Below are 24,404 nucleotides of genomic sequence, written 5' to 3'. Positions count from 1 at the left end.
GGTCTACGGCCATGTCTGCAGCTGCCAGGAGTACACCGCCCATGAGTCTTGCCCGTCTCGTTGATGTCCTGCGTGCGGATCCCGCGGTCCAGCGCGCGCTCCAACTGGCCCAGAAGGACGCCGGTGGGGAGCTTGTCGATGTCACCGTGGCGCCGGGCGCACGGCCGATGCTTCTTGCCGCGTTGACGGATGCCCTGACAAGCGACGGTGAGGTCGGGGCTGGTGACACCAAACGGGGTGTCCTGCTGGCGATCACGGCTACCGGGCGGGAGGCCGAGGACCTGGTCGCTGCGCTGCGCTGCGTTCTGCCGGCCGAGCGGATCGCGGACTTCCCCAGCTGGGAAACGCTGCCGCACGAACGGCTCAGTCCCCGCAGTGACACCGTCGGTCGCCGGTTGGCCGTCTTGCGCCGGCTGGCCCACCCCCAGCCGCAGGACCCCAGCTATGGGGTCCTGGATGTCGTGGTGGCCCCGATCCGGGCCGTGCTGCAGCCCATTGCCCGAAACCTGGGTGAGTTGGTGCCGGTTGCCATCAAGGCAGGTCAGGAACGCCCGCTGGAAGAGATCGTCGAAGCGCTGGCGGCCGCCGCCTACACCCGCACCGACCTTGTTGAACGACGTGGCGAGTTCGCAGTTCGTGGGGGCGTGCTCGATGTCTTCCCGCCCACCCAGCAGCACCCGCTGCGCCTGGAGTTCTTCGGCGACGAAGTCGAGGAGATCCGCACCTTCAGCGTCGCTGACCAGCGCAGCCTCGAGGTCGCAGAGGAAGGGCTGTGGGCCCCGCCGTGCCGGGAGGTACTGCTCACCGAACAGGTTCGCTCGCGCGCCAAAGAACTCGCGCACACCCTGCCCGGTGTGGCCGACCTGCTGGGCAAAGTCGCCGAAGGCATCGCAGTCGAAGGCATGGAGTCCCTTTCTCCGGCGCTGGTGGACGGCATGGAGACCTTGCTCGATGTGCTGCCGGAGTCGTCTCGGGTCGTCCTGCTGGATCCGGAGCGGATCCGCTCCCGCGCGCACGATCTCGTCGAGACCAGCGAGGAGTTCCTCGAAGCGAGCTGGTCCAACGCCGCGGCCGGCAACACGGTGCCGATCGATCTGCGGGGAGTGTTGGGCGAGGCCTCCTATCGCACCCTGGCGCAGATTCGCGCGCACGCCATGGACTTGGAACTACCGTGGTGGAGTTTCTCCAGCTTCGCCGCCGCTCCCATACCGGAGCCTGGGCAGAACCTGGAGGCCTATGCCGGCCCCGACGCGCAGGACGATGTCCTGACACTGCGGGTCGAGAGCTATGACATCGAGCCCTATCGCGGGGCTCGCGAGGCCGCAATCGAGGACCTGCGCCGTTGGGTAAGTGAAGAGAACCGCCTGGTCACCGTGATCACCGAAGGCGCGGGGTTCGGCAAACGTCTCGCTGAGGTGCTGGCCGAGCATGAGGTCCCCTACCGTCGCCAGCCGGAAGGCCTCGACACCGAGCCGGGCATCGTGCACATCACCACGGGCGCCCCGGGACGCGGGTTCATCGCCCCCGGAGCGGGTTTGGTCGTCTTGACCGAAACCGACCTGGTCGGGGACCACCGCACGGGTGCCGGCAGTACGCGGGACATGCGCAAGATGCCCTCACGGCGCCGCAACCAGGTAGATCCCCTCGCCCTGCGCCCCGGCGACCACGTCGTCCACGAGCAACACGGTGTTGGCCAGTTCGTCGAGATGGCCCAGCGCACCGTGCAGGGCGCCACTCGCGAATACCTTGTGCTGGAGTACGCCTCCTCTAAGCGTGGCCAGCCCAAGGATCGCCTCTTCGTGCCGACCGACCAGCTCGACCAGGTCACGCGCTACGTGGGGGGTGAAGCCCCGACCCTGAACAAACTCGGCGGCTCGGACTGGTCCAAGACCAAGAGCCGGGCCAAGAAGCACGTCAAGCAGATCGCGGGGGAGCTCATCCGGCTCTACAGCGCTCGAATGGCGACCACCGGGCATGCGTTCGGGCCCGACACCCCGTGGCAGCGCGAACTCGAAGACGCTTTCGCCTACGTGGAGACCCCCGACCAGCTCTCCAGCATCGAGGAGGTCAAGGCCGACATGGAGAAGTCGGTCCCGATGGACCGCCTCATCTGCGGCGACGTCGGCTACGGCAAGACCGAGATCGCGGTGCGGGCCGCCTTCAAAGCCATCCAGGACGGCAAGCAGGTGGCCGTTCTCGTTCCGACGACGCTGCTGGTCCAGCAGCACATGCAGACCTTCTCCGAGCGCTATGCCCAGTTCCCGGTCGTGGTGAAGGCGCTGTCCCGCTTCCAGAGCGACAAAGAATCCCAGTCGGTGATCAAGGGCCTCGCGGACGGCAGCATCGACCTCGTCATCGGCACGCACAGTCTGTTGACCAGCAGGGTCCACTTCAAGGACCTCGGTCTAGTCGTCATCGATGAGGAACAGCGCTTCGGTGTCGAGCACAAGGAGCAGTTGAAGGCGCTGCGCACGAATGTGGACGTGCTCGCCATGTCTGCCACCCCGATCCCGCGAACCCTGGAGATGGCGGTCACCGGCATCCGGGAGATGAGCACCCTGGCAACGCCCCCGGAGGAGCGCCATCCGGTGCTCACCTTCGTCGGGGCTTACGACGAGAAGCAGATCACCGCCGCGATCCGACGGGAGTTGCTCCGCGAGGGGCAGTTGTTCTTCGTCCACAACAAGGTGCAGAGCATCGACAAGGTCGCGGCCCGACTGCGCGAGCTGGTACCCGAAGCGCGGATCGCCACCGCTCACGGCCAGATGGGGGAGCAACGCCTGGAACAGGTCGTCGTCGACTTCTGGGAGAAGCAGTTCGACGTGCTGGTGTGCACGACGATCATCGAGACCGGTTTGGACATCAGCAACGCGAACACCCTCATCTTGGATCGTGCCGACACCTTCGGGTTGTCCCAGCTGCACCAGTTGCGCGGTCGCGTCGGTCGCGGACGAGAACGCGCCTACGCCTACTTCCTCTATCCGCCCGAGAAGACCCTCACCGACACCGCGCACGACCGGTTGGCCACCATCGCCAGCCACACCGATCTCGGATCGGGGATGCAGGTGGCGATGAAGGACCTGGAGATCCGGGGTGCCGGCAACTTGCTCGGCGGTGAGCAGTCCGGGCACATCGCCGGAGTCGGGTTCGACCTGTATGTGCGTCTGGTGGGCGAGGCCGTCGCCGACTTCCGGGATGGGGGAGCTGAGCGACGCCCGACTGAGGTCAAGATCGAGCTGCCCGTGGACGCCCACCTGCCGCACGATTACGTGCCCGGGGAACGCCTGCGCCTTGAGGCCTACAAGAAGCTGGCGGCAGTAGAAGACGAAGCTGCGCTGGCTGAGATCGAAGCCGAACTCGTGGACCGCTACGGCCCGTTGCCGGAGCCGGTCGTCAACCTGGTGGAGGTGGCCCGTCTGCGCACCGTCGCCAAGCGCGCCGGGGTTCACGACATCGGCGTCCAAGGCAACATGGTCCGGTTCGGGCCGCTGGAACTCGCAGAAAGCCAGAGCCTGCGCATCCAGCGGCTTTACAAGGGCACCGTCATCAAGGCGGCCACCCGCACCGTGCTGGTGCCCCGGCCCAAGACGCGGCCCGTCGGTGGCACACCGTTACGGGACAAGGAAGTGCTGTCTTGGGCGGCACAGGTACTCACCTCGGTGGTTCTGGACGCACCCGTGCCGACGCGCTGAAGCGCCATCGCGGGGGTGGCGACCCATCGGCTCACCCCGCCGGCAGCTGAGTCGTGGGGGCGCTGACGGCGATCCCGAGAACAGGCCTTCGCGTCATCGCTACAGAGGAGGCAGCGCGGCTGCCTCCTCGTCGGTGAACAGCCGCGACCTGGTGAGGAAGCGCATCCCCTCGGGGCCTTCGAGACTTAAGCCGGCACCCTTGCCCGGGACGGCATCGATGGTCAGTCGGGTGTGTCTCCAGGCTTGGTACTGAGCCCGCCCCATCCAGACCGGAACCGGCTCCATACCAGGCACCTCGAGGTCGCCCAGGTGCACATCTGCCGCGCCGGTGAGGAACGTGCCGAGGGCGTAACACATCGGGGCGGAGCCGTCGCAGCATCCACCGCGCTGGTGGAACATCACCGGCCCATGTTTAGCGACGACGACCTGGAGGAGTTCGGCTGCTCTGGGCGTCAGAGCTACGCGGACCGGACCCGCGGTTGGTAGCTCGGCCACCTCCCCCGCGTCGAACTGACAGATGGGATCGTGCATGTCTTCTCTCCCTGCGCTGTATGCCAAAGGTGGGCGACATTGCGCACCCGTGGGGTCTACCGCTCTCGGGGGACCCGGGACGGGCGTGGACAGTTATCGCGCCTCCCTTGCCTCATGTGACGAGCGTTACAGGCACACTAGGGGAGTGCGAGGTTGTTGTCGCGTGCGTCACACTTATGTATTGGGGAGTGCTGCCCCGGGTGGGCGCTGGGCGAGAGCGGCGTCGAGTCCGGATGGGTTGCGCTGCGGTTCCCCGCGGCCGCAAACGCGACACTCACCGGAGGGCCCCTGCTCGTCTTCTCGCCGGAGCGGTGGACAATGAACGAAAGCACTTCACGAACAGCACATCCCGCTGTCCTGGTCAGCACCTTCCGCAGTTCTACCGAAAGGCCCCGCAGTGAAGCCCCAACGCATCGGCCGCGCCGCCGGCGCAGCGCTCCTGCTCTCCTTCGCCCTCGCGGGCTGTGGGGGAGCCAACCCGAGCAACGCCGTGGTCGTCGGTGACCAGGTGGTGACCGAGAGCGACGTCGACGCGGTCGTCAACGATCTGCGGAAGTTCGAGCCGGCCGCGATGCCGCCGCGCTCTGACGTGGCTCAGGAGCTTGCCACCACCAAGTACTACACCGATCGCTTGGCCAAGGTCGGCGTCGTGGTGTCCGACGACGAGGTTCGTCGTTCCCTGCCACCGGAAACCGGTGAGGTCTCAGAGCAATTCCTCACCCTGCAGCGCGGTCAGCACTTGCAGGGGGCGCTGGCTGAACTAGCCCAGAAGGCACCCACCGACCCCAAGGCCGCCGCCCAGCTCGCCAAGGCGGAGAAGGCCTTGCAGCAGGGGCAGGCGGAGCTGGCCCAGATGGTCGAGAACGGAACGGTGAAGATCAACCCGCGCTATTCCGAGCGGCCCGCGTGGCTGCAGGGCGGCGACCAGCCCGGAGGCGAAGTTCCCCAGCAGCCGCAGGAAGCTCCCCAGGGTGAACAGCCGGCGCCGGCGCCGTCCACCCCGGCGGGCTGACGATGACGGCGCAGGCGCAACCCGGTCAGCAGCTCCTGCGACTCGTTCAGGTCATGGACACCCTCCTGAGCCCTGGAGGGTGTCCATGGGACGCCGAACAGACCCACGAGACGCTGGCGCCCTACGCTGTTGAAGAGGCATACGAGCTGGTCGAGGCGATCAGTTCGGGCAACCCAGACGACATTGCCGATGAATTGGGTGATGTCCTGCTGCAGGTGGTCTTCCACGCCCGGGTGGCCCAGAACGCTGGCACCTTCGACGTCGACGATGTAGCCGAGCGGATCACCGAGAAGCTCTACCGCCGCCACCCGCACGTCTTCGCAAACGTGGACGCCACCACCCCCGAGCAGGTAGAGGCTAATTGGGATGCCATCAAGGCTGCCGAGAAGCCGGAGCGGCGCGGCCCGTTGGATGGCATCCCCACCGGGATGCCCCCGCTGGAGCGTGCCGTGAAAGTCGTTTCCCGGCTGGAACGCGCAGGCTTGGGGGAGCAGGTCACCGCCGCTGCACGCGGGAAGGACCTCGGGGCTCAAATGCTTGCGCTCGTACTGCATGCCCGCGAGTCCAATCTTGACGTTGCCATCGCGCTACGCGGCACCTTGGCAGCCCTGGAAGCAGACGTGGCCGCAGCAGATCGCAGTAGCGGCGGCTGAGGCCCAGCCGGGGCGCTGCCGGGACTCCACAAGCACCGCGCGGCCCTGTGGAGAACCTGCGACGAGGGCGTCGCCGGCCCGTTAGACAGGGCCCATGACTACGCAACCCTTCGCTGGTTCGCCTGACCTGATTTCGGCGCAACCGGCCAGGATCGAGGGATCCTCCGCTGCCCCGAGTCGCCAGGAAGCTCGGCACCGACCGCCTGAGATGGCGCCGACCGGTCATGCCGGTAACCCCGACGAATCGGCGCCGCAGCAGTCCGCAGCGGCGGCCGGCTCTACCGAATCGGGCCAGGTTGCGGGGCAGGGTGGCCAGCCCCGTCCGGGCCCGCATCCGCTACCCGGAACCGAACCCGGTGGGCAACAGCCCCCTCGCTGCGCGCACGCCCGCAAGCTGCCCCGAATGTTGCTCCGGGTGGGTCTTATCCTCGTGCTCGTGGGGGTGGGCGGCGGCATCGGCGGGTTCGCCCTTCAGCGTTCCGCCCAGCTTGAAGTCCTGGAGGGGACCCTCGTGGCTACTGATCCGGTCGCGCTCTCCCTCGGAGCGGGTGAGGAACGGAGCTTGTGGGTGCGAGATTTCGGCGGCTTGGGCGCTCGACCCTGGATGACGACATTGCGGTGCGCGGTCGCCGACGAGTCGGGTCGCCCCGTCCCGATGGTGCGTCGGCACCACGCCAACGTGGGTTCGGGCGACAACCGTTTCGTCTTCGCCGGCTCCTTCGCCGCATCCGAGCGTGGTAAGTACACCTGCAGCTGCATCGTGGGTGAGGGGCGGATCACTGCGAAAACGGTTTCGACATCCGTTGGTTGGAGCACCGGGAGCCTTTTCGGTGCTGCTTTGGCTTTGTTTGCCGGGATCATCTCCCTCGTCGGCGCCGGGCTGCGCGTGCTGTTCCTGCGCGACTCCCAGCAGTGCACGTGCGGTGCGACACCGGCGACCGGCAGCCAGCCGGACCCAGCTCCGTACCTGTCTGCTCCGAGGCAGTCGCCAACTCCCCGGCACTGACAGCCGTGGGGCGCCCTGCCCGGCGACCGCGCTCCTGGTAGCGGCTAGGCTCAAGGGGTAACCGCCCGACCTAGCTCCTAGGAGAGATTCGTGGCAAGTATCGAGCACATTGAGGCACGCGAGATCCTCGACTCCCGCGGCAACCCCACCGTCGAAGTCGAGGTTCTCCTTGACGACGGAACCGTTGCCCGCGCGGCAGTTCCCAGCGGCGCCTCCACCGGCGCCTTCGAGGCGGTTGAGCGTCGCGATGGCGACCAGGGCCGTTACCTCGGTAAGGGCGTCGAGCAGGCCGTGGACGCCGTCATCGACGAGATCACCCCCCGTCTGGTCGGCTTTGACGCCAGCGACCAGCGACTCATCGACTCCGAGATGATCGCCCTGGACGGAACCGACAACAAGGGCAAGTTGGGCGCCAACGCGATTCTCGGCGTTTCGCTGGCCGTGGCCCGCGCAGCCGCCGACTCAGCTGGTCTGCCGCTGTTCCGCTACGTCGGAGGCCCGAACGCACACGTGCTGCCGGTCCCGATGATGAACATCCTCAACGGTGGTTCGCACGCGGACACCAACGTTGACATCCAGGAGTTCATGATCGCCCCCATCGGCGCTGCGAGCTTCAAGGAGGCGCTGCGCTGGGGTGCAGAGGTCTATCACACCCTGAAGAAGGTCCTGCAGGACAAGGGTCTGGCGACCGGTCTCGGCGACGAGGGTGGCTTCGCCCCCAACCTGGGCAGCAACCGCGAGGCCCTCGACGTCATCATCGAGGCCATCACCGCTGCTGGCTACACCCCCGGCAAGGACATCGCGCTGGCCCTGGACGTGGCCGCCTCGGAGTTCTACTCCGACGGTGCCTACTCCTTCGAGGGCGGCAAGAAGAGCGCCGGTGAAATGACGGACTACTACGCCGAGCTCGTCGAGGCCTACCCGCTGGTCTCCATCGAGGACCCGCTGGACGAGGACGACTGGGAGGGCTGGAAGCAGATCACCGAGCGTCTGGGCAACAAGATCCAGATCGTCGGCGACGACCTGTTCGTCACCAACCCCGAGCGGCTTTCGCGTGGTATCGAGAGCGACACCGCGAACGCCCTGTTGGTCAAGGTCAACCAGATCGGTTCACTCACCGAGACCCTGGACGCCGTCACCATGGCCCAGGTCGCCGGCTACAAGTGCATGATGAGCCACCGTTCCGGTGAGACCGAGGACACGACCATCGCTGACCTCGCCGTCGCCACCAACTGCGGCCAGATCAAGACCGGTGCACCGGCCCGTTCGGAGCGCGTCGCCAAGTACAACCAGCTCCTGCGGATCGAGGAACTCCTCGACGACGCGGCTCTCTACGCCGGCGCCGGGGCCTTCCCGCGTTTCAACCGCGGTCAGTAAGAAGTACCCACACTGATGAGTGCGGACGGCCGCCGTCGCTCCCCGGGGCCCTCGGGAACATCCCGACGGGTTTCCGGGGCGCGTCGTCCTGCCGGCCGGGCCTCGGCCCGGCCGGCAGGGGCGGCCGGTCCGCGCACCTCCAACCGCGCCCGGCGCGGGTCCACAGCAGCTAATCGCGCCACGGCGGGGGCCTTTGCCCGTCGTTCGACCCGGCGGTTGGCCGCATTGTGCGGTGTGTTCGTGTTGCTGGCGATCATGCTCGTCCCGCCACTGCGTGCTTACCTGGATCAGCAGCAGCAATATCGCGACCTGCAGGCCAAGGTGAGCCGCCAAGAGCAATCCGTCTCGGACCTGCAAGCCCGTTCGCAGCGCTGGAACGACCCGATCTTCGTGGAGCAGCAGGCGCGGGAGCGCCTGCAATATGTTCGCCCCGGTGAGACCGCCTACACGGTTGTCGGCGCGGAATCCCTACAGGAGCAGGCTGGCGCCGGGCGGATCAGCGTGGTGAATCCCGCTCGCCGCGACGAATCGTCGGCTTGGTACGCCCGGATGTGGGAATCAGCGCGTCTGGTGGACGGCCTCGACACCGACCCGTTGGCGGCGCCCGTGACATCCCTGGAGCGTCCCGGTGCCGATCCCGGCGCGAAGCTTGGCGAGACTCCCGACATCACCCCGGGCAATGCGCCCACGACAACGACAGATCCAGCCCCATGAACGAGCAAGTCGGCCCTGGGCCCGAGTCATTGACGAACGCTGATCTGGCCGCCGTGCACAGCCAGCTCGGTCGAGCGCCGCGAGATATCGTGCAGATCGCTCACCGATGCCCCTGTGGCCAGCCCGATGTAGTGGCTACCGCTCCTCGCCTCTCAGACGGAACCCCCTTCCCCACGACTTTCTACGCCACCTGCCCGCGACTGACGGGCGCGATCAGCACCCTGGAGTCATCCGGGCTGATGCGGGAGATGAGCGCGCGCCTGCAGCAAGATGCTGAGCTGGCCGCGAACTACCAACGGGCCCACGAGGACTATCTCGAGCGGCGGGACGCCCTCGGCGAGGTTCCCGAAATCGCCGGAATCTCTGCTGGCGGCATGCCCAAGCGCGTCAAGTGCCTGCATGTGCTCGTCGGACACTCCCTGGCCACCGGGCCCGGGGTCAATCCGCTGGGCGACGAAGCGCTGGAGGCACTGCCGCGCTGGTGGGAGGCGGGGCCGTGCGGAACTCAGACAGGCAAGGCTCCCGAGACGACGAGGCCGTCCGAACAGGCACAAGACCCGGCCGGTGGGCCGCAGATATCCGACGGCGCCCACGCCGTGGCTGAGAGGAACGAGTAGGAATGACGCGCGTCGCAGTTCTCGATTGCGGAACTAACTCCCTTCGACTTCTCGTGGCCGACATCCAGGACACCTTGCAGGAGGTGACCAGGCAGACGCAGATCGTGCGCCTTGGCGCGGGCGTGGACGCCAACGGCTGCATCGACGATGAGGCGCGCTCGCGGGCAGCCGCGGTCTGTCGCGAATATGCCGGCGTATGCGAGGAACTGAAGGTGGAACGGGTGCGCTTCGTCGCCACATCGGCGGCTCGGGACGCGGCGAACATGGACGAGGTCGGCGCCCAGCTATCGGCTTGCTTCCCCGGTCGAGAGGTGCCGGTGGAAGTCATTGGAGGAAAGGAAGAAGCGGAACTCTCGTTCTTGGGAGCAACGGCCGGACTGGCTGAGCAAGGACGGCCGGCGCCCTACCTCGTGGTCGATCATGGTGGTGGTTCGACTGAGTTCGTGCGTGGTGATCAGGGGGTCGAGCAGAGCATCAGCGTAGATCTGGGTTCAGTGCGCCTCTTCGAGCGACACCTGCACAGCGACCCGCCCACTGCGGAGCAGATCGCTGCCGCGGCCCGGGAGATCGATGAGCACCTCGACGCTGCCCAGGAGCAGGTGCGTTTCGATGGTGTCGGCACACTGCTCGGGCTAGCTGGGACGGTGACCACTTTGACGGCGCATGCCCTCAAACTGGATTCCTACGACCGCAACCGCGTGCACGGGGCGAACGTGCCGCTCGGGGTCATGCTCGCCGGCTGCGACCACTTGCTGACGTTGAGCACGAAGGAACGCGCTGAGCTGCCCTATATGCATCCTGGGCGCGCCGACGTGATCGCCGCCGGGGCCTTGACCTGGTCTCGCATTGTGCGGCGGGTGGTTGCCCGCTCACCGCAGTTCGTCCAGCTCACGTCGGAGAGCGACCTGCTCGACGGGGCGGCGTGGCGACTGGGATCGTGACCGAGTCCCGCCCAGATCCCGCGCCACACCCCATCACCGGCCAGTTGTTCCGTTCCCCGGTGCCACCGGGCTCCGGTTGGCCGCAGGACCCCGCGACCCCGGCAACCGCAGTGGCCAAGGACGGGCGTGACGTACAGCGCATCGCTGTCGCCTGTACGGAGGTGGCCGAGGTTGACGCGGCAGTATCGGTGTGCCGCGCCTGTCCGCGCCTGGTGCAATGGCGAGAGGACGTCGCGCGCACACGGCGGGCGGCTTTTGCCGATCAGCCGTACTGGGGCAGGCCCGTTCCCGGGTTCGGTGCGCAGCAGCCCCGCGTATTGGTCGTCGGGCTCGCCCCGGCTGCTCACGGGGCCAACCGGACCGGGCGGATGTTCACTGGCGACCGCAGCGGTGAATGGCTGTACGCAGCGCTGTACCGGGCCGGGTTCGCCGATCGGGAGCGTACCGAGCACGCGGGGGACGGGCTCACCCTGCACCAGATGCGTATCGTCGCCCCCGTGCGCTGCGCCCCGCCGCAGAACGCCCCTACGGCGCAAGAGAAAGCGACCTGTGCGCCGTGGCTGGACCGCGAACTAGCCTTCGCGGCGCCAGGATTGCGCTCCATCCTGGCGCTGGGCCAGATCGGGTGGACGACGACATTGGCTGCGGCCCGTCGCGGTGGGTGGAGCGTGCCGCGTCCGCGCCCGGCGTTCGGGCACGCAGCCCAGGCGCTGCTGGCGACCCCGGATGGATCGCCGGTCAGGCTGGTGGGCAGTTATCACGTCAGCCAACAGAACACGTTCACGGGGCGGTTGACCGAGCGGATGCTCGACGCGGCGATCGCGCTCCTCTAGCCCGGCACCGTCGGGCTGGCTCGCAGCTGCAGTCCTGCCGGTACAGTCGCCTCATGGCTGAGCACCTCATCGCCGTGACGCTCGTCGGCCCCGATCGCAAGGGCTTGCTCGCTGACGTCACCGGTGCCCTCGTTCCCCTCGCCGTCTACCACGGCGACCCGACCTTCACCATGTTGCCCGGCGGCAACGTAGCGATCCTGTTGGCAATGCGCACTGATGTCGACGCAGCCGCTGTGCGGCATGCGCTGGCCCCCCTCACCAATGAACCGTGGATCGCCGTGCACGTCGATGATCTGGCCGATCGGGCATCCCAGGCAGAGACCCAAGGCGCCCGCTTCGTATTGCGCATCCGCACCCAGGGTCGCCCGGGGGTGCTGGCCGAATTCACCAAGATCGTCGCCCAACACGGCGGGCTCTTGGTCGACTTCGGAACCCGGATCGGCGGCGACCGCATCTCGGTGCTTCGGGTGGAACTGCAAGATCCCGCGGAGCACAACGTGGACGCGCTGACCCAGGCGTTGTACTCAGCAGCCGAACAGATGGGGATCGGCATCAAGTTCTACGACACGGCACTCGGTGAGAACCCGCTGATGTGAGCGCTGCTACCTCGCGGCCAGGAGCATTCTTGGTATCCCCGACGGGACTCGAACCCGCACTTTGGCCATTTTAAGTGGCTTGCCTCTGCCGTTGGGCTACGGGGACCTTGCCCACATTACCGGGCGTGCTCAACCAGCCGCAGCCTGGGCGGGGCGACGGGTGCCGTTTACCCCGAACAGGACGCAGGCGCGGTTCAGGGCTACCGCCTGGCGCGTTCCCGCGTCGGCGAGCCCTGGGCTGGGAACATTGAGATGCGCCGAGGCGTTCTGACCACAGGTATTCGGCGACACTAACCGTCGAACCCGTTCACTTTGTGAACTACCCAGCACCAGTCATCGGAGGACACCCCGACATGAGCAACCCGGTCTTCAACCGGATCGACAAGGAGAGCAGTCGCGGCTACGCCGGATTCGGCAGCCAGCCCTCCTCCGGCCAGTACGGCCCGCCGTCCGGTCAGTACGGCCAGCGCTCGGCCGGAACCCAGAGCAGCCCATACTCCACGCAGGGCATGAGCGAAGCCCAGCTGCGCGATCTGTACGCACGCCCCGCGGCGGGCCCGGTCCAGACCGGCCGCCTCACGGTAGACGACGTCATCATGAAGGCCGCGCTGCTGTTCGGCATCATGATCGTCGTTGCTGCAGGTACCTGGTTCGTTGGCGCAACGGTCAGCCCCGCCATCGCAAGCATGGCCATGCTGGTCGGCATCTTCGTCACCCTGGGCCTGGGGCTGCTGATCGCCTTCAAGAAGACGATCTCTGTGCCGCTCATCGTCACCTACGCAGCCGTTGAGGGTCTCCTCGTCGGTGGCATCAGCTTCATGTTCGAGACGATGTACGACGGCCTGGTGACGACCGCGATCATCGCGACGCTGTCCGTCTTCGCGGCGATGTTCATCGGCTGGAAGGCCGGCTACATCAAGGTCACCGCCAAGAGCCGCCGAATCTTCGGCATGGCGATTATGGGCTACCTCATCTTCGCCCTGGTGAACCTCGGTTTCTCGCTCTTCGGCGCGAACAACGGCTGGGGCATCTTCGGCCAGGGTTCGAACATGGGCATCCTGCTGTCGGTCTTCGTGGTCGGCTTGGCGTCGTACTCCCTTGCCATGGACTTCGACTCCATCGACCGTGCCGTCTCCTCTGGTGCTCCGCAGCAGTACAGCTGGCTGCTGGCGCACGGGCTTCTCGTCACGGTCGTCTGGCTCTACCTGGAGATCTTGCGTCTGCTCGCACACTTGCAGGGCCGCGACTGACCATGTACGACCCCGTGCCGCCCTCGGTACGGACCGAACTCACGCGCCTGGGCGATCGGTGGCATCAGCTACCGATCGACCGGGCGCGTTCGGCATCCGTGGACCTACGAAGCCTGGCTATGGGGCTGCTAGATCAGGCGAACCAGGGTGGATCGCTGCCCGATCTAGGCCCAGCGGCAGCGTTGGATCAACTGCGCGTTGCGGTCTTCGAAGCGGCCCGCTGCGCCGTCCCCGAGGCCGACCTGGCAGCCGGATTGGCGCAGTTGCGTCGTCGGCTCGCCGCAACTGAGTTCACCCGGCCGTAGCCGAGCTGGAGTCGCGACTGCGGACCCGGGCACTGGACCCGACGGTCGCAGGGGAGCACCAAGCCCCTTGCAGGCAGCGTCGGGCCCACGCGGGCAGCGGCAGGGGGCGTCCCCGGGTTCTCAGCTCAGGCGTTCGTAGATGATGGCCATGCCCTGACCGCCGCCGACGCACATGGTTTCCAGGCCGAGCTGACCATCGCTGGCCTGCAAGCCGTTCAGCAGCGTCGTCGTGATCCGGGCGCCAGTGGCGCCGAAGGGGTGTCCCAGGGCGATAGCTCCACCGTGAATATTGAGCTTGTCCAGGTCCATGCCCAGGTCGTCAGCGCTTGGCAGCACCTGGGCGGCAAAGGCTTCATTGATCTCGTACAGGTCCATGTCGCCGATCGACATTCCGGCCCGCCGCAGCGCCTGCCGGGAGGCCTCCACCGGGCCGAGCCCCATCACCTCGGGGGACAGCGCGCTCACACCCGTGGACACGATGCGTGCCAGTGGTGTCAGCCCGAGGTCCTTGGCCTTGATATCGCTCATGATGATCAGCGCGGCAGCGCCGTCGTTGAGCGGGCAGCAGTTACCGGCCGTGACAGTGCCGTCCTTGCGGAACACCGGCGCCAACCCGGACACCTTCTCCAAGCTCACGCCCGCGCGAGGGCCGTCATCGGTGCTGACCACTGTGCCGTCGGGCAGGGTCAGGGGTGCGATCTCCGAGGCGAAGAAACCGCTCTTGATCGCCTCCTCGGCGCGATTCTGGCTGCGCACACCCCACTCGTCCTGGCGCTGGCGAGAAATCCCGCGCGAGGTGGCGACGTTCTCGGCGCTTTGACCCATGGCGATGTAGGCATCGGGCAGCAGACCCTGCTCACGCGGGTCCGTCCAGGTCTGGTTGTTCTTGGCCATCTGGGCTGTGCGCGCTTGGGCATCGGCGAATTCCGGGTTGTTCCAGGAATCCATCGACATTCCGGCGGCGGATAGGTCGGGGTAGCGCGAGACGCACTCGACCCCGGCACTGATGAACGCATCACCTTCGCCGACGCGGATTGCGTGGAAGGCCATCCGCGTCGTCTGCACCGATGAGGCGCAGAACCGGTTGACGGTGCAGCCCGGAACGGTGTCTAGACCCAGAAGCGTCCCCACGATGCGAGCCATGTTGTAGCCCTGCTCACCCCATGGCTGTGCGCAGCCCAGGTAGAGATCATCGATGGTGGAGGCGTCTAGTGCCGGTACCTGTCCCAGCGCCGCGCGGATGGTTTGCGCTGCCATGTCATCAGGTCGCATCCCGACGAGTGAACCCTTGCCTGCGCGGCCGATCGGGCTCCGCACAGCGGCGACGACAACTGCTTCAGGCACGTGGCCTCCCCGGTCGATGTGAGGTCGCCTGAGGTGGGTGACCCGAGATGGATGCTAGCCGTACTCGGGCGTCCGCGTCGGCCCCAGGGGTGACCGGTGCACATCGCAAGGTCATGTCTGGGGCTTGCGGGCTGCGTGGTGTTGCCCATCCTGGTCGGGTACGTCCCGGATCGGGGCGGTTGTTGCCGGGCTCGCAGCGGCGTCGGCGTACTCCTCTTCGCCATCGTCGTCACGATCTGACTCCGGGGGACCGTCGGGACGTCGCCGCCTCAGCAGGACCGCCCAGCGACCCCGCGGTCCGTGGCCGCGCCCGTGCACCGCAGTGCCGCTGACCTCGGTTCCAGGCTCGCGCACGGCCCGTTCGGCGGTCACCGCGACCGGCCCGATGCGCTCACCGCGGAGCCGATCCGGCTTGCGATCCAACTCGCTGGCCCACAACCCCAGGGCGGCACAGACGGTAGGCAGCAACGCTGCCGAGGCACGCGCGTAGCCGGCTGGTGAGGGATGGAAACCATCGACGCTGAACATGTGATCGGGCGCGGAGATGAAATCGGGGCGCAGCAGGTCACCGAGGGATACCGTGCGCCCGCCCGCTTCGACGACGGCGACGGTCTGGGCAGCGGCCAGGTCACGACTCCAGTGCTTGGCCAGGGTGCGCAACGGTTGCGGGAGCGGGTCGATGGTGCCCAGGTCGGGGCAGGTGCCGACAACCACTTCGGCGCCGCTGGCCCGCAGCGCTCGGACTGCCTCCTGCAGGTGCCGGACGGAGACCGCTCGGTCAAGCCCGTGGGTGACGTCGTTGCCGCCCACAGAGATCAAGGCCACATCGGGTGTGGGGACCGCCGCCAAGGCCCGCACCACCTGGGCATCCAGCCACGGTGATTCAGCACCCACCTCGGCGACGTTGGTGAGCTGCACTGGGCGACCGGCCAATGCGGCCACACCGGTGGCCAGGACGCCGCCGAGGGTCTGGAAGCGGTTGTCGGCGCCCAGCCCCGCAGCCAGGCTGTCTCCGAGCACGACGAGCTGGATGGGCTCGCCGAAGCCTGCGCCGTACAGGTTCGTGTCATCCGGGGAGGCGTCGAAGGGTTTGCCGATGGCAGCGCGGGCGAGGCGAGCCTCGAACTTGAGCAGTCCGTAGCTGACCAACCCTGCGGCCCCGAGCCCGGCAAACCCGATTCCCCCGCCGTAGGCGGCGCTGGCAGCGATTCTGCGTGCGCGGCGGGCACGGCTCATGAGACTCCTCGTAATTCTGGTGCCGACCATTGCGGCTGGTCCGAATTCACGCTGAGTCCACGGTACGGGTCTTGGCCCGCTGCGGCTGTGTCACCCACCCCCGGTGGGTGGGGGCAACGCCCTGCCGGAAGCGGTTCTGCGGGGGGCTCGGAATCGCGGCGACGGTGCCGATGAGAAGACGATGAGGAGACCCCGCCAGGCGTGACCTGGCACAACTCACGGATGAGTGCATCATGACGGCGTCCTACCCTGGCATTGACCTCGGGCCGAGGTCCTCTGCAGCGCATAACTGGCCGCGTCCGGCGGCAACCGGCGGCGCCCGAGCGAACCCGCCGGAGAGCGACCACGCGCCCGCACAGCCGTACCCGCCACGGTCCAGGGCTGCCCGCGTGGATTCCGCGGAGGCGGCGCGTGCCGGTGCGGCCCGCGCCGAGATGGACGCGCGCCGCACCACCTACGAAGGGGTGGAACGGGTCGTTCGGGAGTCGGCGCGAACCCTGCAACCGCAGCTGGCGAGACTAGAGCACTCGCAGCGAGCCCCGGCGCGCCGGGCCGCCGAGCGACGAGAGACCGTGGATCGTGCCGATGAGGTGGCCCGACAGTTCCGGGTGACTGCGGCCCGCATCCACGCAATGCGGTTGGCACTGAGCGACCAAGCCGCACGTACGGTCCACAGCGCCAACCAACAGGCCGCCGAGCTGGCTGAATTGAACCAGCAGGTCCGCGCCGATCCCGGGTCGGGTGAGGCGTTGGCGGATAGGCAGCTGCGGCTGGCCTCGGCCCTGGGGGAGTCGACCGGGGCGGTGAGCACCCGAGAGGGCGACGGCACGCTCACTGTGCGGGTGGGATCTCGAGCGTTGGTTCAGGGTGAGAGTGCAACGGCCATCGCGTTGGAATCAGGATCGAACCACCGCGAGCCCGCGCTTGCACCGCGCCAGGACCCCGCGGGCGAGTTCGAACCGAGGCAGAACCCGTCCCCCGGGCCAGTCGATGACGCCGCTGGCGCGCTGATCCCGAGGACGCCTGCCGAAGCCGCGCCTGCGCGCCCGGCCGAAACTCAGCTGCCGACGGTGGCACCGCAGCCGCCAACGAGGGACACTCCGGGGCCAGCGCCCGGCGCTTCGCAGGGGACTGCCCAGACCACTGGTGCTGAGCCGGGTGTGCCCACGTCCAGATATCCAGCGGTGCGGGCGATCTGGCCGGATGGAGACGAGGTCGCCCTGGGCGGTGCGGTCCGGGGTTACCTCGTCGCGGCGCAGGCCACCGTCGGCACTGTGCTGCACCGCCTGGACGCGCTCGCCCAGTCAGTGCTGGCGCAGACCAACGCTGTGCAGGCTGCGGGCCTCACGGTGTCCGGGCAGCCAGGGCCACCACTGCTGCAGGGCACCAGCGCCTGGGAGTTGCAACTCGCCCCGGGCACAACCCCCGATGAGGTGGTCGTACAGGGGCGCGGCGCCCCCTCGGGGCAACCCCTCCCACGTGCCGCGCTGCCCAACCCGGAGCTCATCGACACCGCCGTTGTCGACCCGGCATTGATGGACCCGGCAGGACTGGACAGCCTCGAAGCGCTGGCTGCGGGCATGTCCCAAACGGCCGGCGCAACGTCGATGCGCGGGTACCTCCCGCCGCTGATCGCAGGGGCTCAGGCTGGAGCTGTCCTCACCGGGCAATCGGCAGGCTCCCCCCAGGACCAGCTCAAACAACTGCAGAACGACCTGGCGCGGCTGTCCCAACATGCCACGCGCCGCTCCCATGTCGCCTCAGAAGTGGAGTCGTTGGTCGCGACAAACTCGCGGGTGGGTTCTGGCCTGGAGACTCTTCTGGGCGCGGTGGCGGGAGGGCCTGCCGCCGATCAGGAATCCATCCCGGCGCTGCAACGCCTGAACGCCGCCGTATTGGCGGTTGGCGCCACGACCGCTGCGTTGACGCCCGGTTCGGTGATCCCGGTGCTCGTGGGTTCCAGCGACCCCGGCATTGCCGCGGCAACCGGCGGCGCCGTCCCACTGGCGTTCGCCGCCGCCATGCCCTCCCGCGTGGCCGCGATGAACGTGGAGCAGATCGCCCAACCCGCGGTGTTCCTCTCCGAGGTACTGCCGGACGGCCCATTGCCGGCTCCGCTGCCGTTGAGCCTCAGCGACGGCAACACCGCACCGCGACAGGTCATCGTCCCCGCCCGAACCGAGCCCGAGGAACTGGCCGCCATCATCGCCGGCGCGCTGCCCGGCGTGCAGGCCACCCTGGAGCCGGAGGATGGCGGGGTGCGCCTGCGGCTGCAGGCCGGCTCCCTGGAGGCGAACGCACCGAACCTGGGCGCGGCGATTGCCGGGACGGCGGTGCCCGCGATGCACACGCAGGTGCGCCTGGCTGAGGGTAGTGTCCTCACCTCGCCGACGGCCACCATCGGCGGCATCTGGCCGGGGGTCGAGGTTCACGTCAAGGCGGTCAGCGCGCAACCTGTGCGATTGACGATGACCCCAGACCCCAGCGCGGGCCTGGCCAAGATGCAGGCTTTCCTGGCCGCCGCCAACGCAGCCCTGGGGATGACAGGCAACTCCCCGGTGGCCGGCGCGGTGGGAGAGGCGCTGCTCGGGGCGGTCGTCGGTGCGGACGGACGCCCGCTGGTGCCCGGCTTGTCCCGAACTCATGACGGCCGGCTCGCTCTGGACCGGGAAGCGTTCGTGCGCGCCTACCTGCGGAATGCCCCAGGGGTGGAGGAGGCGATGGGTAAGGTTGCGGCCGCCAGCGGCGATGTGGTGGAGAAGACCTCTGATCCTCGCACCGGCATCCTTCCGGTTCGGATCCAAGGCGAGCTGGAGTTGCACCGCGACTACTCCATCGGCGATGCGGGCATCGACGAGCGTCTGGCCTACGAGCAGGGACAACTCACCCTGAAGGCCGAAGCGCTGCGTTCGCTCCTGGTGCGCCTGAACGACGAGGAAGAATTCCTCAGCCACTCCCTCGCGGCCCGCTGAGTCCGGCCGTGCCCGAACGGCGCGTCGCAGGTGCCTGCCGGGGCAGGTTCAGCGCGGCGGCTCCACGTCGGTCTGCGCCGGCAGGTCAGTGGAGGACAACAGCCCCACTGGGCACGTGAAACCGTTCGGCCCGTGGTTGCAGTAACCGTTGGGGTTCTTAGCCAGGTACTGCTGATGCTCCGGTTCGGCGTAATAGAACGGGCCGGCCTCACTCATAGCTCGGATCTCGGTGGTGATCTCGCCCAAACCCGCCTCGCTCAGCACTGTCTGGAAGGCCTCACGCGTCTGCTGCGCGGCCTGCTGCTGCTGCGGAGTGCTCCAGTAGATGGCAGAGCGGTACTGGGTGCCGACGTCGTTGCCCTGGCGGTTAGCGGTCGTCGGGTCGTGGTTCTCCCAGAACGTCTTAAGCAAGCTGGCGACCTCGATCTGGGCCGGGTCGTAGGTCACGAGCACTGCTTCGGTGTGCCCGGTGCGCCCGGTGCAGACCTGCGCGTACGTGGGGTTCGGGGTGAATCCGCCCGCGTAACCGGCAGCGGTGGCGATGACACCCGGCAGCTGCCAGAAAAGACGTTCGGCGCCCCAGAAGCACCCCATGCCGACGCACAGCGTGCGGTGCGAATCGTTGGGCTCGGGGGCCAAGGGTCCCTTCAGGACCGCGTGCTGAGCCGGGATCTGCATCGGTTCGCTGCGCCCGGGGAGGGCCTCTTGGCGGGTGACCATCTGGGCGGGGCGTCCTAATCCGAAGAACATGTATCCAGTCTGCAGGCAGCGGCCGCCACGCGCCCGTTCGGTCCGGAGCTCAGCGGTGCTCGGGGCCTCAGCGGGGCTCCAACGCTGGCACTGGGGCCGGACGCGTCAAGGCCGCCCAGGCTTTACAGCGGGGCGGCCTTGCGGAGTCGATCAGGCCTCGTACGGCTTTGCTGCCAGCACCTTGACGGTGATCGACTTGGCGTTGGGTGCCTCGTAGGTCACTTCGTCGCCGATTTTGTGTCCGTTGATCGCGGCGCCCAGCGGTGACTTCTCGGAGTACACGTCGATGTCGTCGTTGCTGATCTCGCGGCTGCCGAGCAGGAACATCATCTCTTCGTCGAACATCTTGATGGTGACGACCATCCCGGGCTCGACGACGCCGTCATCGGGAGGGGTCTCGCCCACCACCGCGGTCTGCAGCAGCTGCTGCAGCTGGCGGATGCGGGCCTCCATCTTGCCCTGCTCTTCTTTGGCTGCGTGGTAGCCGCCGTTCTCCTTGAGGTCGCCCTCGTCCCGGGCCGCCTCGATACGCTTGCTGATCTCGGAGCGGCCTTCGGTGGAGAGGTGTTGGAGCTCGGCCTCCAGGCGGTCGTACGCCTCTTGGGTGAGGTAGCTCGCCGTGGTCGTGGTCTCGGACACGTCACGTCTCCTTCGTTGATCTGGGGCCGCCGAAAACGCAGACACCGACACGAGGAACGAGTCGACGGCCGGTGATTCGGCGGGGTCGCGTCAAGTCGACTCGACGCGATAGGCAGACGCCCCGACGTATGTCGGGGCGCGGATATAAGAGATGAGTATAGCCAGAGCAGGCGGTAGAGGCGATCTTGGTAGCGGTGTTCCTACTGCGCTCGGCAGGTACGTACTTGGCCGATCACGGCCTCAGATGTGGTGCGCACTGCGACGGTACGAACAACGCGCGCCTGCGGTCCAGGTGGGATGACGTCCTCCACGCGCCCGACGGTGCCGTGGTTGACCTCTTTGGCCTCCACCAGGCAAACCACAGTGCGGTCAGTGGGCCGGGTGAGCTGATATTTCACGATCACCGTCCGAGCGTCCTTGACGTCGTAGGCCAGATCGCCCCACAGCGGCTTGCCGATCGAGGCGGCCAGCACGAACCACACCACGATGCCGATACCGCCCAGGATCGCCAACGTCCCGAACACCCACATGCGCCGTCGTGCTGGGGGCAGTGATCGAAACGTGTTCAGGAGGGCCACGGGGCCAGGCTACGCTGCCCCGTTGCGGCACGGGTAAAGGTGTGCGCGGCTGGGGCGGGCAGGTGCTGTCGGGCCCGGGTGCAAGAATCGAAGGGCCCGGCCATCCGGCCGTGGCAGACCGATTGATGCAGCGAGGACGACCAGTGACCCAGGCAGAGCCCACCTTCCGGCTTCTCGCCGTGCACGCCCACCCTGACGATGAGTCGAGTAAGGGCGCCGCGACCACAGCTCGGTATGTGGCCGAGGGAGTCGACGTGCACGTTGTGTCCTGCACGGGCGGCGAGCGAGGCGACATTCTGAACCCGCGTCTCGCGGACGACCCGGACGTGCTGCGGGACCTGCCCGAGTATCGCCGCACCGAGATGCGTAAGGCCCAAGAGATCCTCGGTGTGCGTCACACCTGGCTGGGATTCGTCGATTCGGGTCTGCCTGAAGGTGATCCGCTCCCGCCACTGCCCGAGGGATGTTTCGCCCTGGAACCGATCGATGTCACCGCTGAGGCGCTGGTACGGGTCATCCGGGAGTACCGCCCGCATGTCGTGACCACCTATGACGAACAAGGCGGCTACCCCCACCCGGATCATGTGATGACCCATGTGGTGAGCGTGGCGGCGTTCCGCGCCGCCGGTGACCCCGCGGCCTACCCACACGCGGGCGAACCGTGGCAGCCGTTGAAGCTCTACTACAACCAGACGATCGCAGTGGATCGAATGCGTGCCTTCCACGCCTCGTTCGTCGCGCGCGGTGAAACCTCGCCATTCGAGGGGTGGATCAAGCGGTGGGCGGACCGGCCGGTGCGTGCGGTGACCACGCGTGTGCCGTGCGCCGACCATTTCGAGACCCGCAACAACGCCTTACTCGCTCACGCCACCCAGATCGATCCCGACTCGTGGTGGTTTGCGGTGCCGCTGGATGAAGAGCGCCGTATCTGGCCCACGGAGGACTTCGAGGCTGCCGCTTCCTACGTACCGATTGCCCCGGGTGAGGACGACCTGTTCGCCGGACTCGGGTCGCCGGCAGAAGCTGATGAGTTGGCGGCGCATGTACGTGCGACTAATGCCAAACTCGTCTACGACGAGATCAAGGAGGCGTGATGGGCGGCGGCATCGACCAGTCCGTATCACCCGGCATTGGCGGATTCTTGGCGTTCTTCTTCCTGGCGATCGCCCTCTGGCTGCTGATGCGCAATATGAACTCGCGCCTGCGTAATGTGCGCTATCTCGAAGAGGCCGAAGATGAGCGCCGAGGGCAGGAGGCGCAACAGATCGTCGTCTCACGGCCACCGACGCCCAAACCGGGGCAAAGCCCAGCGGCGGCTGAGGTCGACGAGGTGGTTGAGGTCGACGAGGTCGACGAGGTCGAGAAGAAGGACGGGCGTGGGACGTCCGAGGAGAACCAAGCAGCAGAGTGAGTGCGCGACGGCGGCGGGCATACTGCGCCGCCGCCGTGGCCCGCCGTGCGTTAGGTGAAACGGGGCCGAGAACCAACTCGGCGTGGCCGCTACTGATGTGGTGTGCCACGGGTGGCGCCGCCAGAGATCGGGCGGCCAGCTGCGTGCCGTGGTCGTCCTGGGAGTCGTGCGCTCGCCGGCTAGGCCGGGGCTGAGGCGATGAGGATCGAGGCCGCAACCGCGTGGGCCCCGAAACCCAGGATCGTCAGGGTGTGGAAGACCTCATGGAAACCGAACCAGCGCGGCGCCGGGTTCGGGCGGCGGAGACCGTAAACCAGGGCGCCGACTGTGTAGAGCACCCCGCCCACAGCGATCAGCGTGACGATGAGCGCACCGCCGCTGGCATAAAAGGCGCGGATGTAGAAGATCGCAACCCAACCCAACAGCACGTACAGCGGGGTAGACAGCCAGCGCGGGGCCTGCATCCAGACGGTGGAGAACACCACTCCAGCCGCGGCGCCGATCCACATCACCCAAAGCAGCGGCCCGGCCTCCTGGCGGGTGAGCAGCGTGGTGGCGAACGCTGTGTAGGTTCCGGCGATGATCAAGAAGATGTTGGCGTGATCGAGACGCTTAAGCACCCTGGCGGTCCGTTCGTTCCACCTGCCGCGATGGTAGGCCGCCGAGGTTGCGAACAGCAGGGTGGCGGTGATGACGAAGACGGTCATTCCCCACCGGATGCGTCCGGGAGGAGAGGCCAGGACCAGCACGACGCCGCCGATCAGGACGACGGGGACCATCGCTGCGTGCAGCCAGCCCCGCAGCCGGGGTTTGGGCGGTGGCGCTGCCGCGGGGGCGACGCTTGCGCCGGTTTCCGTGACCGGCCCCGGCTCATCGTGACTTCGGTCGGTGTGCGCTGGGGCGGCGGGGGGAAACTGACTGTCGCGATGGGCCATAGTGCGTCCCTCTCAGAGCTTGACGCTATGATTGCCTAACCTACGTTACCGTAGGTTGTGGCGCGCCGGAATAGCCCGCTGCGCCCAGGGAACCCGGAGCTGCGCCCTGTACCGTTTTCCCTGTGACCGGGCGACCGGCACGTGGGCAGCCGAGGAGCCGGGGTGTAGCTATGGACGTGAGTGACCTCCTCTATGGGGCATATGAACGAAAGCTCACCGCGCAGCTGCCCCCTGAGCGACTTCCGCGGCATGTCGGAGTCATGCTCGACGGCAACCGGCGCTGGGCCCGGGAGAAGGGCGCCGGCACCACCGACGGCCATCGCGCCGGTGCTGACAACATCATCCCGTTCCTCACCTGGAGCGAAGAGGTGGGTATCGAGGTGGTCACGCTGTGGCTGCTGTCCACTGACAACCTCAACCGAGACCCGGCCGAGTTGGCCCCCCTGCTGGCCATCATCCAGGACGTCGTCGAGCAGATCGCGGCCGAGGGCCGGTGGCGGGTTCACCCGGTGGGAGCCCTGGATCTGCTGCCTGAGGCGACCGCGAACCGGCTGAGCCAGGCTGCCGCCGCAACCAAAGACATCGCGGGAATGGTCGTCAACGTCGCCGTCGGTTACGGCGGGCGACAAGAGATCGCCGATGCAGTCCGCGCGCTGCTACTGGAAGGTGAGGCCCAGGGGCGCACCTTGCGTGAAGTGGCCGATTCGATCGATGTGGAGTCGATCACCGCTCACCTGTACACCCGTGGTCAGCCCGATCCTGACCTTGTCATCCGCACTTCGGGGGAACAGCGGATCGGCGGGTTCCTGCTGTGGCAGAGCACGCACAGCGAGTTCTACTTCTGCGAGGCCTACTGGCCGGACTTTCGCCGGGTGGACTTTCTGCGGGCCCTTCGTGCTTATGCCGAGCGGGAACGACGTTTCGGCTCCTGAGCGAGGACCAAAGGTGCATGCGGCCCGCGATTTACGGCATCATGGACGCTCGTACGAGATGTCACAGCGAACGTCCAGGC

23 protein-coding genes and 1 tRNA gene are annotated in these 24,404 nt (G+C 67.5%); 16 read left to right on the top strand and 8 right to left on the bottom strand.

All coding sequences use genetic code 11. The features are described 5' to 3' along the window. Window positions 1–41 precede the first annotated feature (41 nt). Window positions 42–3,692: a transcription-repair coupling factor gene (gene mfd, locus G9V96_RS05860; protein WP_168582197.1), complete on the top strand. Its 3,651-nt coding sequence runs from the start codon at window positions 42–44 to the stop codon at window positions 3,690–3,692. Between the two features lie 99 nt (window positions 3,693–3,791). On the opposite strand, the gene G9V96_RS05855 is transcribed toward mfd, so the two are convergent. Beyond that, on the bottom strand, window positions 3,792–4,223 hold the full coding sequence (locus G9V96_RS05855) for a DUF779 domain-containing protein (RefSeq protein WP_168582196.1): 432 nt from the start codon (window positions 4,221–4,223) through the stop codon (window positions 3,792–3,794). 397 nt (window positions 4,224–4,620) lie between these two features. Here G9V96_RS05855 and G9V96_RS05850 point away from each other — a divergent pair, with 397 nt between their 5' ends. The 9 genes from G9V96_RS05850 (at window position 4,621) to G9V96_RS05810 (ending at window position 11,972) form a co-directional block, all read left to right on the top strand. Beyond that, on the top strand, window positions 4,621–5,235 hold the full coding sequence (locus G9V96_RS05850; protein ID WP_168582195.1) for a hypothetical protein: 615 nt from the start codon (window positions 4,621–4,623) through the stop codon (window positions 5,233–5,235). 2 nt (window positions 5,236–5,237) lie between these two features. Next, the gene (gene mazG, locus G9V96_RS05845; protein WP_168582194.1) at window positions 5,238–5,888 is read left to right on the top strand and encodes a nucleoside triphosphate pyrophosphohydrolase; all 651 of its coding nucleotides are present in this window, start codon (window positions 5,238–5,240) and stop codon (window positions 5,886–5,888) included. A gap of 94 nt (window positions 5,889–5,982) precedes the next feature. Then, on the top strand, window positions 5,983–6,894 hold the full coding sequence (locus G9V96_RS05840; protein WP_168582193.1) for a hypothetical protein: 912 nt from the start codon (window positions 5,983–5,985) through the stop codon (window positions 6,892–6,894). Between the two features lie 90 nt (window positions 6,895–6,984). Continuing rightward, window positions 6,985–8,271, top strand: a complete 1,287-nt coding sequence (gene eno / locus G9V96_RS05835; RefSeq protein ID WP_168582192.1) for a phosphopyruvate hydratase — start codon at window positions 6,985–6,987, stop codon at window positions 8,269–8,271. Between the two features lie 15 nt (window positions 8,272–8,286). After that, the gene (locus tag G9V96_RS05830) at window positions 8,287–8,985 is read left to right on the top strand and encodes an FtsB family cell division protein (RefSeq protein WP_168582191.1); all 699 of its coding nucleotides are present in this window, start codon (window positions 8,287–8,289) and stop codon (window positions 8,983–8,985) included. After that, window positions 8,982–9,602 (top strand): DUF501 domain-containing protein, encoded by a 621-nt coding sequence (locus tag G9V96_RS05825; RefSeq protein ID WP_168582190.1) that lies wholly within the window; start codon window positions 8,982–8,984, stop codon window positions 9,600–9,602. The genes G9V96_RS05830 and G9V96_RS05825 overlap by 4 nt, the downstream gene beginning before the upstream one ends. 2 nt (window positions 9,603–9,604) lie before the next feature. Next, on the top strand, window positions 9,605–10,543 hold the full coding sequence (locus G9V96_RS05820) for a Ppx/GppA phosphatase family protein (protein ID WP_168582189.1): 939 nt from the start codon (window positions 9,605–9,607) through the stop codon (window positions 10,541–10,543). Continuing rightward, window positions 10,540–11,376, top strand: coding sequence for a uracil-DNA glycosylase (locus G9V96_RS05815; RefSeq protein WP_168582188.1), 837 nt, complete (start codon window positions 10,540–10,542; stop codon window positions 11,374–11,376). The genes G9V96_RS05820 and G9V96_RS05815 overlap by 4 nt, the downstream gene beginning before the upstream one ends. A 53-nt stretch (window positions 11,377–11,429) precedes the next feature. Next, window positions 11,430–11,972, top strand: coding sequence for a hypothetical protein (locus G9V96_RS05810; protein WP_168582187.1), 543 nt, complete (start codon window positions 11,430–11,432; stop codon window positions 11,970–11,972). A gap of 30 nt (window positions 11,973–12,002) precedes the next feature. On the opposite strand, the gene G9V96_RS05805 is transcribed toward G9V96_RS05810, so the two are convergent. Continuing rightward, window positions 12,003–12,078: transfer RNA gene (locus G9V96_RS05805), tRNA-Leu, on the bottom strand. A gap of 247 nt (window positions 12,079–12,325) precedes the next feature. On the opposite strand from G9V96_RS05805, the gene G9V96_RS05800 reads away from it, so the two are divergent. After that, window positions 12,326–13,222, top strand: a complete 897-nt coding sequence (locus G9V96_RS05800; RefSeq protein WP_168582186.1) for a Bax inhibitor-1/YccA family protein — start codon at window positions 12,326–12,328, stop codon at window positions 13,220–13,222. 119 nt (window positions 13,223–13,341) lie between these two features. Continuing rightward, a complete protein-coding gene (locus tag G9V96_RS15075; protein WP_226913512.1) occupies window positions 13,342–13,527 on the top strand; it encodes a hypothetical protein in 186 nt (61 codons plus the stop codon). A 120-nt stretch (window positions 13,528–13,647) separates the two neighbouring features. Here the strand turns inward: G9V96_RS15075 and G9V96_RS05790 are convergent, their stop codons facing one another. Together G9V96_RS05790 and G9V96_RS05785 are read right to left on the bottom strand one after the other, a co-directional pair. Then, on the bottom strand, window positions 13,648–14,871 hold the full coding sequence (locus G9V96_RS05790) for an acetyl-CoA C-acetyltransferase (protein ID WP_168582184.1): 1,224 nt from the start codon (window positions 14,869–14,871) through the stop codon (window positions 13,648–13,650). A gap of 111 nt (window positions 14,872–14,982) precedes the next feature. Next, window positions 14,983–16,107 (bottom strand): SGNH/GDSL hydrolase family protein, encoded by a 1,125-nt coding sequence (locus G9V96_RS05785; protein ID WP_168582183.1) that lies wholly within the window; start codon window positions 16,105–16,107, stop codon window positions 14,983–14,985. Window positions 16,108–16,496: 389 nt separating this feature from the next. Between G9V96_RS05785 and G9V96_RS05780 the strand changes: the two genes are divergently transcribed. After that, a complete protein-coding gene (locus G9V96_RS05780) occupies window positions 16,497–19,079 on the top strand; it encodes a FlgK family flagellar hook-associated protein (RefSeq protein ID WP_168582182.1) in 2,583 nt (860 codons plus the stop codon). Window positions 19,080–19,127: 48 nt separating this feature from the next. Here the strand turns inward: G9V96_RS05780 and msrA are convergent, their stop codons facing one another. The 3 genes from msrA to G9V96_RS05765 form a co-directional block, all read right to left on the bottom strand. Then, entirely contained in the window at window positions 19,128–19,829 is a 702-nt protein-coding gene (gene msrA / locus G9V96_RS05775; RefSeq protein WP_226913510.1) for a peptide-methionine (S)-S-oxide reductase MsrA, read from the bottom strand. Between the two features lie 150 nt (window positions 19,830–19,979). Next, complete coding sequence (gene greA / locus G9V96_RS05770) at window positions 19,980–20,468, bottom strand: transcription elongation factor GreA (protein ID WP_168582181.1); 489 nt, start codon at window positions 20,466–20,468, stop codon at window positions 19,980–19,982. A 200-nt stretch (window positions 20,469–20,668) separates the two neighbouring features. Beyond that, window positions 20,669–21,046 carry a DUF4307 domain-containing protein gene (locus G9V96_RS05765; RefSeq protein WP_168582180.1) on the bottom strand — a complete coding sequence of 126 codons (378 nt, stop codon included), beginning with the start codon at window positions 21,044–21,046 and terminating at the stop codon, window positions 20,669–20,671. 143 nt (window positions 21,047–21,189) lie between these two features. Here G9V96_RS05765 and mca point away from each other — a divergent pair, with 143 nt between their 5' ends. Next, the gene (mca, locus tag G9V96_RS05760; protein WP_404861430.1) at window positions 21,190–22,140 is read left to right on the top strand and encodes a mycothiol conjugate amidase Mca; all 951 of its coding nucleotides are present in this window, start codon (window positions 21,190–21,192) and stop codon (window positions 22,138–22,140) included. Continuing rightward, window positions 22,140–22,457 carry a hypothetical protein gene (locus G9V96_RS05755; protein ID WP_168582179.1) on the top strand — a complete coding sequence of 106 codons (318 nt, stop codon included), beginning with the start codon at window positions 22,140–22,142 and terminating at the stop codon, window positions 22,455–22,457. Before mca ends, G9V96_RS05755 begins: the two co-directional genes overlap by 1 nt. Before the next feature lie 179 nt (window positions 22,458–22,636). Here the strand turns inward: G9V96_RS05755 and trhA are convergent, their stop codons facing one another. Then, on the bottom strand, window positions 22,637–23,392 hold the full coding sequence (gene trhA / locus G9V96_RS05750) for a PAQR family membrane homeostasis protein TrhA (protein ID WP_168582178.1): 756 nt from the start codon (window positions 23,390–23,392) through the stop codon (window positions 22,637–22,639). 170 nt (window positions 23,393–23,562) lie between these two features. Between trhA and G9V96_RS05745 the strand changes: the two genes are divergently transcribed. Continuing rightward, window positions 23,563–24,324, top strand: a complete 762-nt coding sequence (locus tag G9V96_RS05745) for an isoprenyl transferase (protein ID WP_168582177.1) — start codon at window positions 23,563–23,565, stop codon at window positions 24,322–24,324. Window positions 24,325–24,404: the final 80 nt, after the last annotated feature.

Origin of the sequence: Gephyromycinifex aptenodytis, from assembly GCF_012277275.1 — a bacterium.
GTDB classification, from domain to species: domain Bacteria; phylum Actinomycetota; class Actinomycetes; order Actinomycetales; family Dermatophilaceae; genus Gephyromycinifex; species Gephyromycinifex aptenodytis.
The sequence above is the reverse complement of the archived record's forward strand: the minus strand, read 5'-3'. Positions and strand labels throughout refer to the sequence as shown.

Bases quoted from the DNA above. Each gene is read 5' to 3' on its own strand.
- mfd (WP_168582197.1), top strand. From the start codon at position 42: ATGAGTCTTGCCCGTCTCGTTGATGTCCTGCGTGCGGATCCCGCGGTC.
- G9V96_RS05855 (WP_168582196.1), bottom strand. From the start codon at position 4,223: ATGCACGATCCCATCTGTCAGTTCGACGCGGGGGAGGTGGCCGAGCTA.
- mazG (WP_168582194.1), top strand. From the start codon at position 5,238: ATGACGGCGCAGGCGCAACCCGGTCAGCAGCTCCTGCGACTCGTTCAG.
- G9V96_RS05840 (WP_168582193.1), top strand. From the start codon at position 5,983: ATGACTACGCAACCCTTCGCTGGTTCGCCTGACCTGATTTCGGCGCAA.
- G9V96_RS05830 (WP_168582191.1), top strand. From the start codon at position 8,287: ATGAGTGCGGACGGCCGCCGTCGCTCCCCGGGGCCCTCGGGAACATCC.
- G9V96_RS05825 (WP_168582190.1), top strand. From the start codon at position 8,982: ATGAACGAGCAAGTCGGCCCTGGGCCCGAGTCATTGACGAACGCTGAT.
- G9V96_RS05820 (WP_168582189.1), top strand. From the start codon at position 9,605: ATGACGCGCGTCGCAGTTCTCGATTGCGGAACTAACTCCCTTCGACTT.
- G9V96_RS05810 (WP_168582187.1), top strand. From the start codon at position 11,430: ATGGCTGAGCACCTCATCGCCGTGACGCTCGTCGGCCCCGATCGCAAG.
- G9V96_RS05800 (WP_168582186.1), top strand. From the start codon at position 12,326: ATGAGCAACCCGGTCTTCAACCGGATCGACAAGGAGAGCAGTCGCGGC.
- G9V96_RS15075 (WP_226913512.1), top strand. From the start codon at position 13,342: ATGGGGCTGCTAGATCAGGCGAACCAGGGTGGATCGCTGCCCGATCTA.
- G9V96_RS05785 (WP_168582183.1), bottom strand. From the start codon at position 16,107: ATGAGCCGTGCCCGCCGCGCACGCAGAATCGCTGCCAGCGCCGCCTAC.
- msrA (WP_226913510.1), bottom strand. From the start codon at position 19,829: ATGTTCTTCGGATTAGGACGCCCCGCCCAGATGGTCACCCGCCAAGAG.
- G9V96_RS05755 (WP_168582179.1), top strand. From the start codon at position 22,140: ATGGGCGGCGGCATCGACCAGTCCGTATCACCCGGCATTGGCGGATTC.
- trhA (WP_168582178.1), bottom strand. From the start codon at position 23,392: ATGGCCCATCGCGACAGTCAGTTTCCCCCCGCCGCCCCAGCGCACACC.
- G9V96_RS05745 (WP_168582177.1), top strand. From the start codon at position 23,563: ATGGACGTGAGTGACCTCCTCTATGGGGCATATGAACGAAAGCTCACC.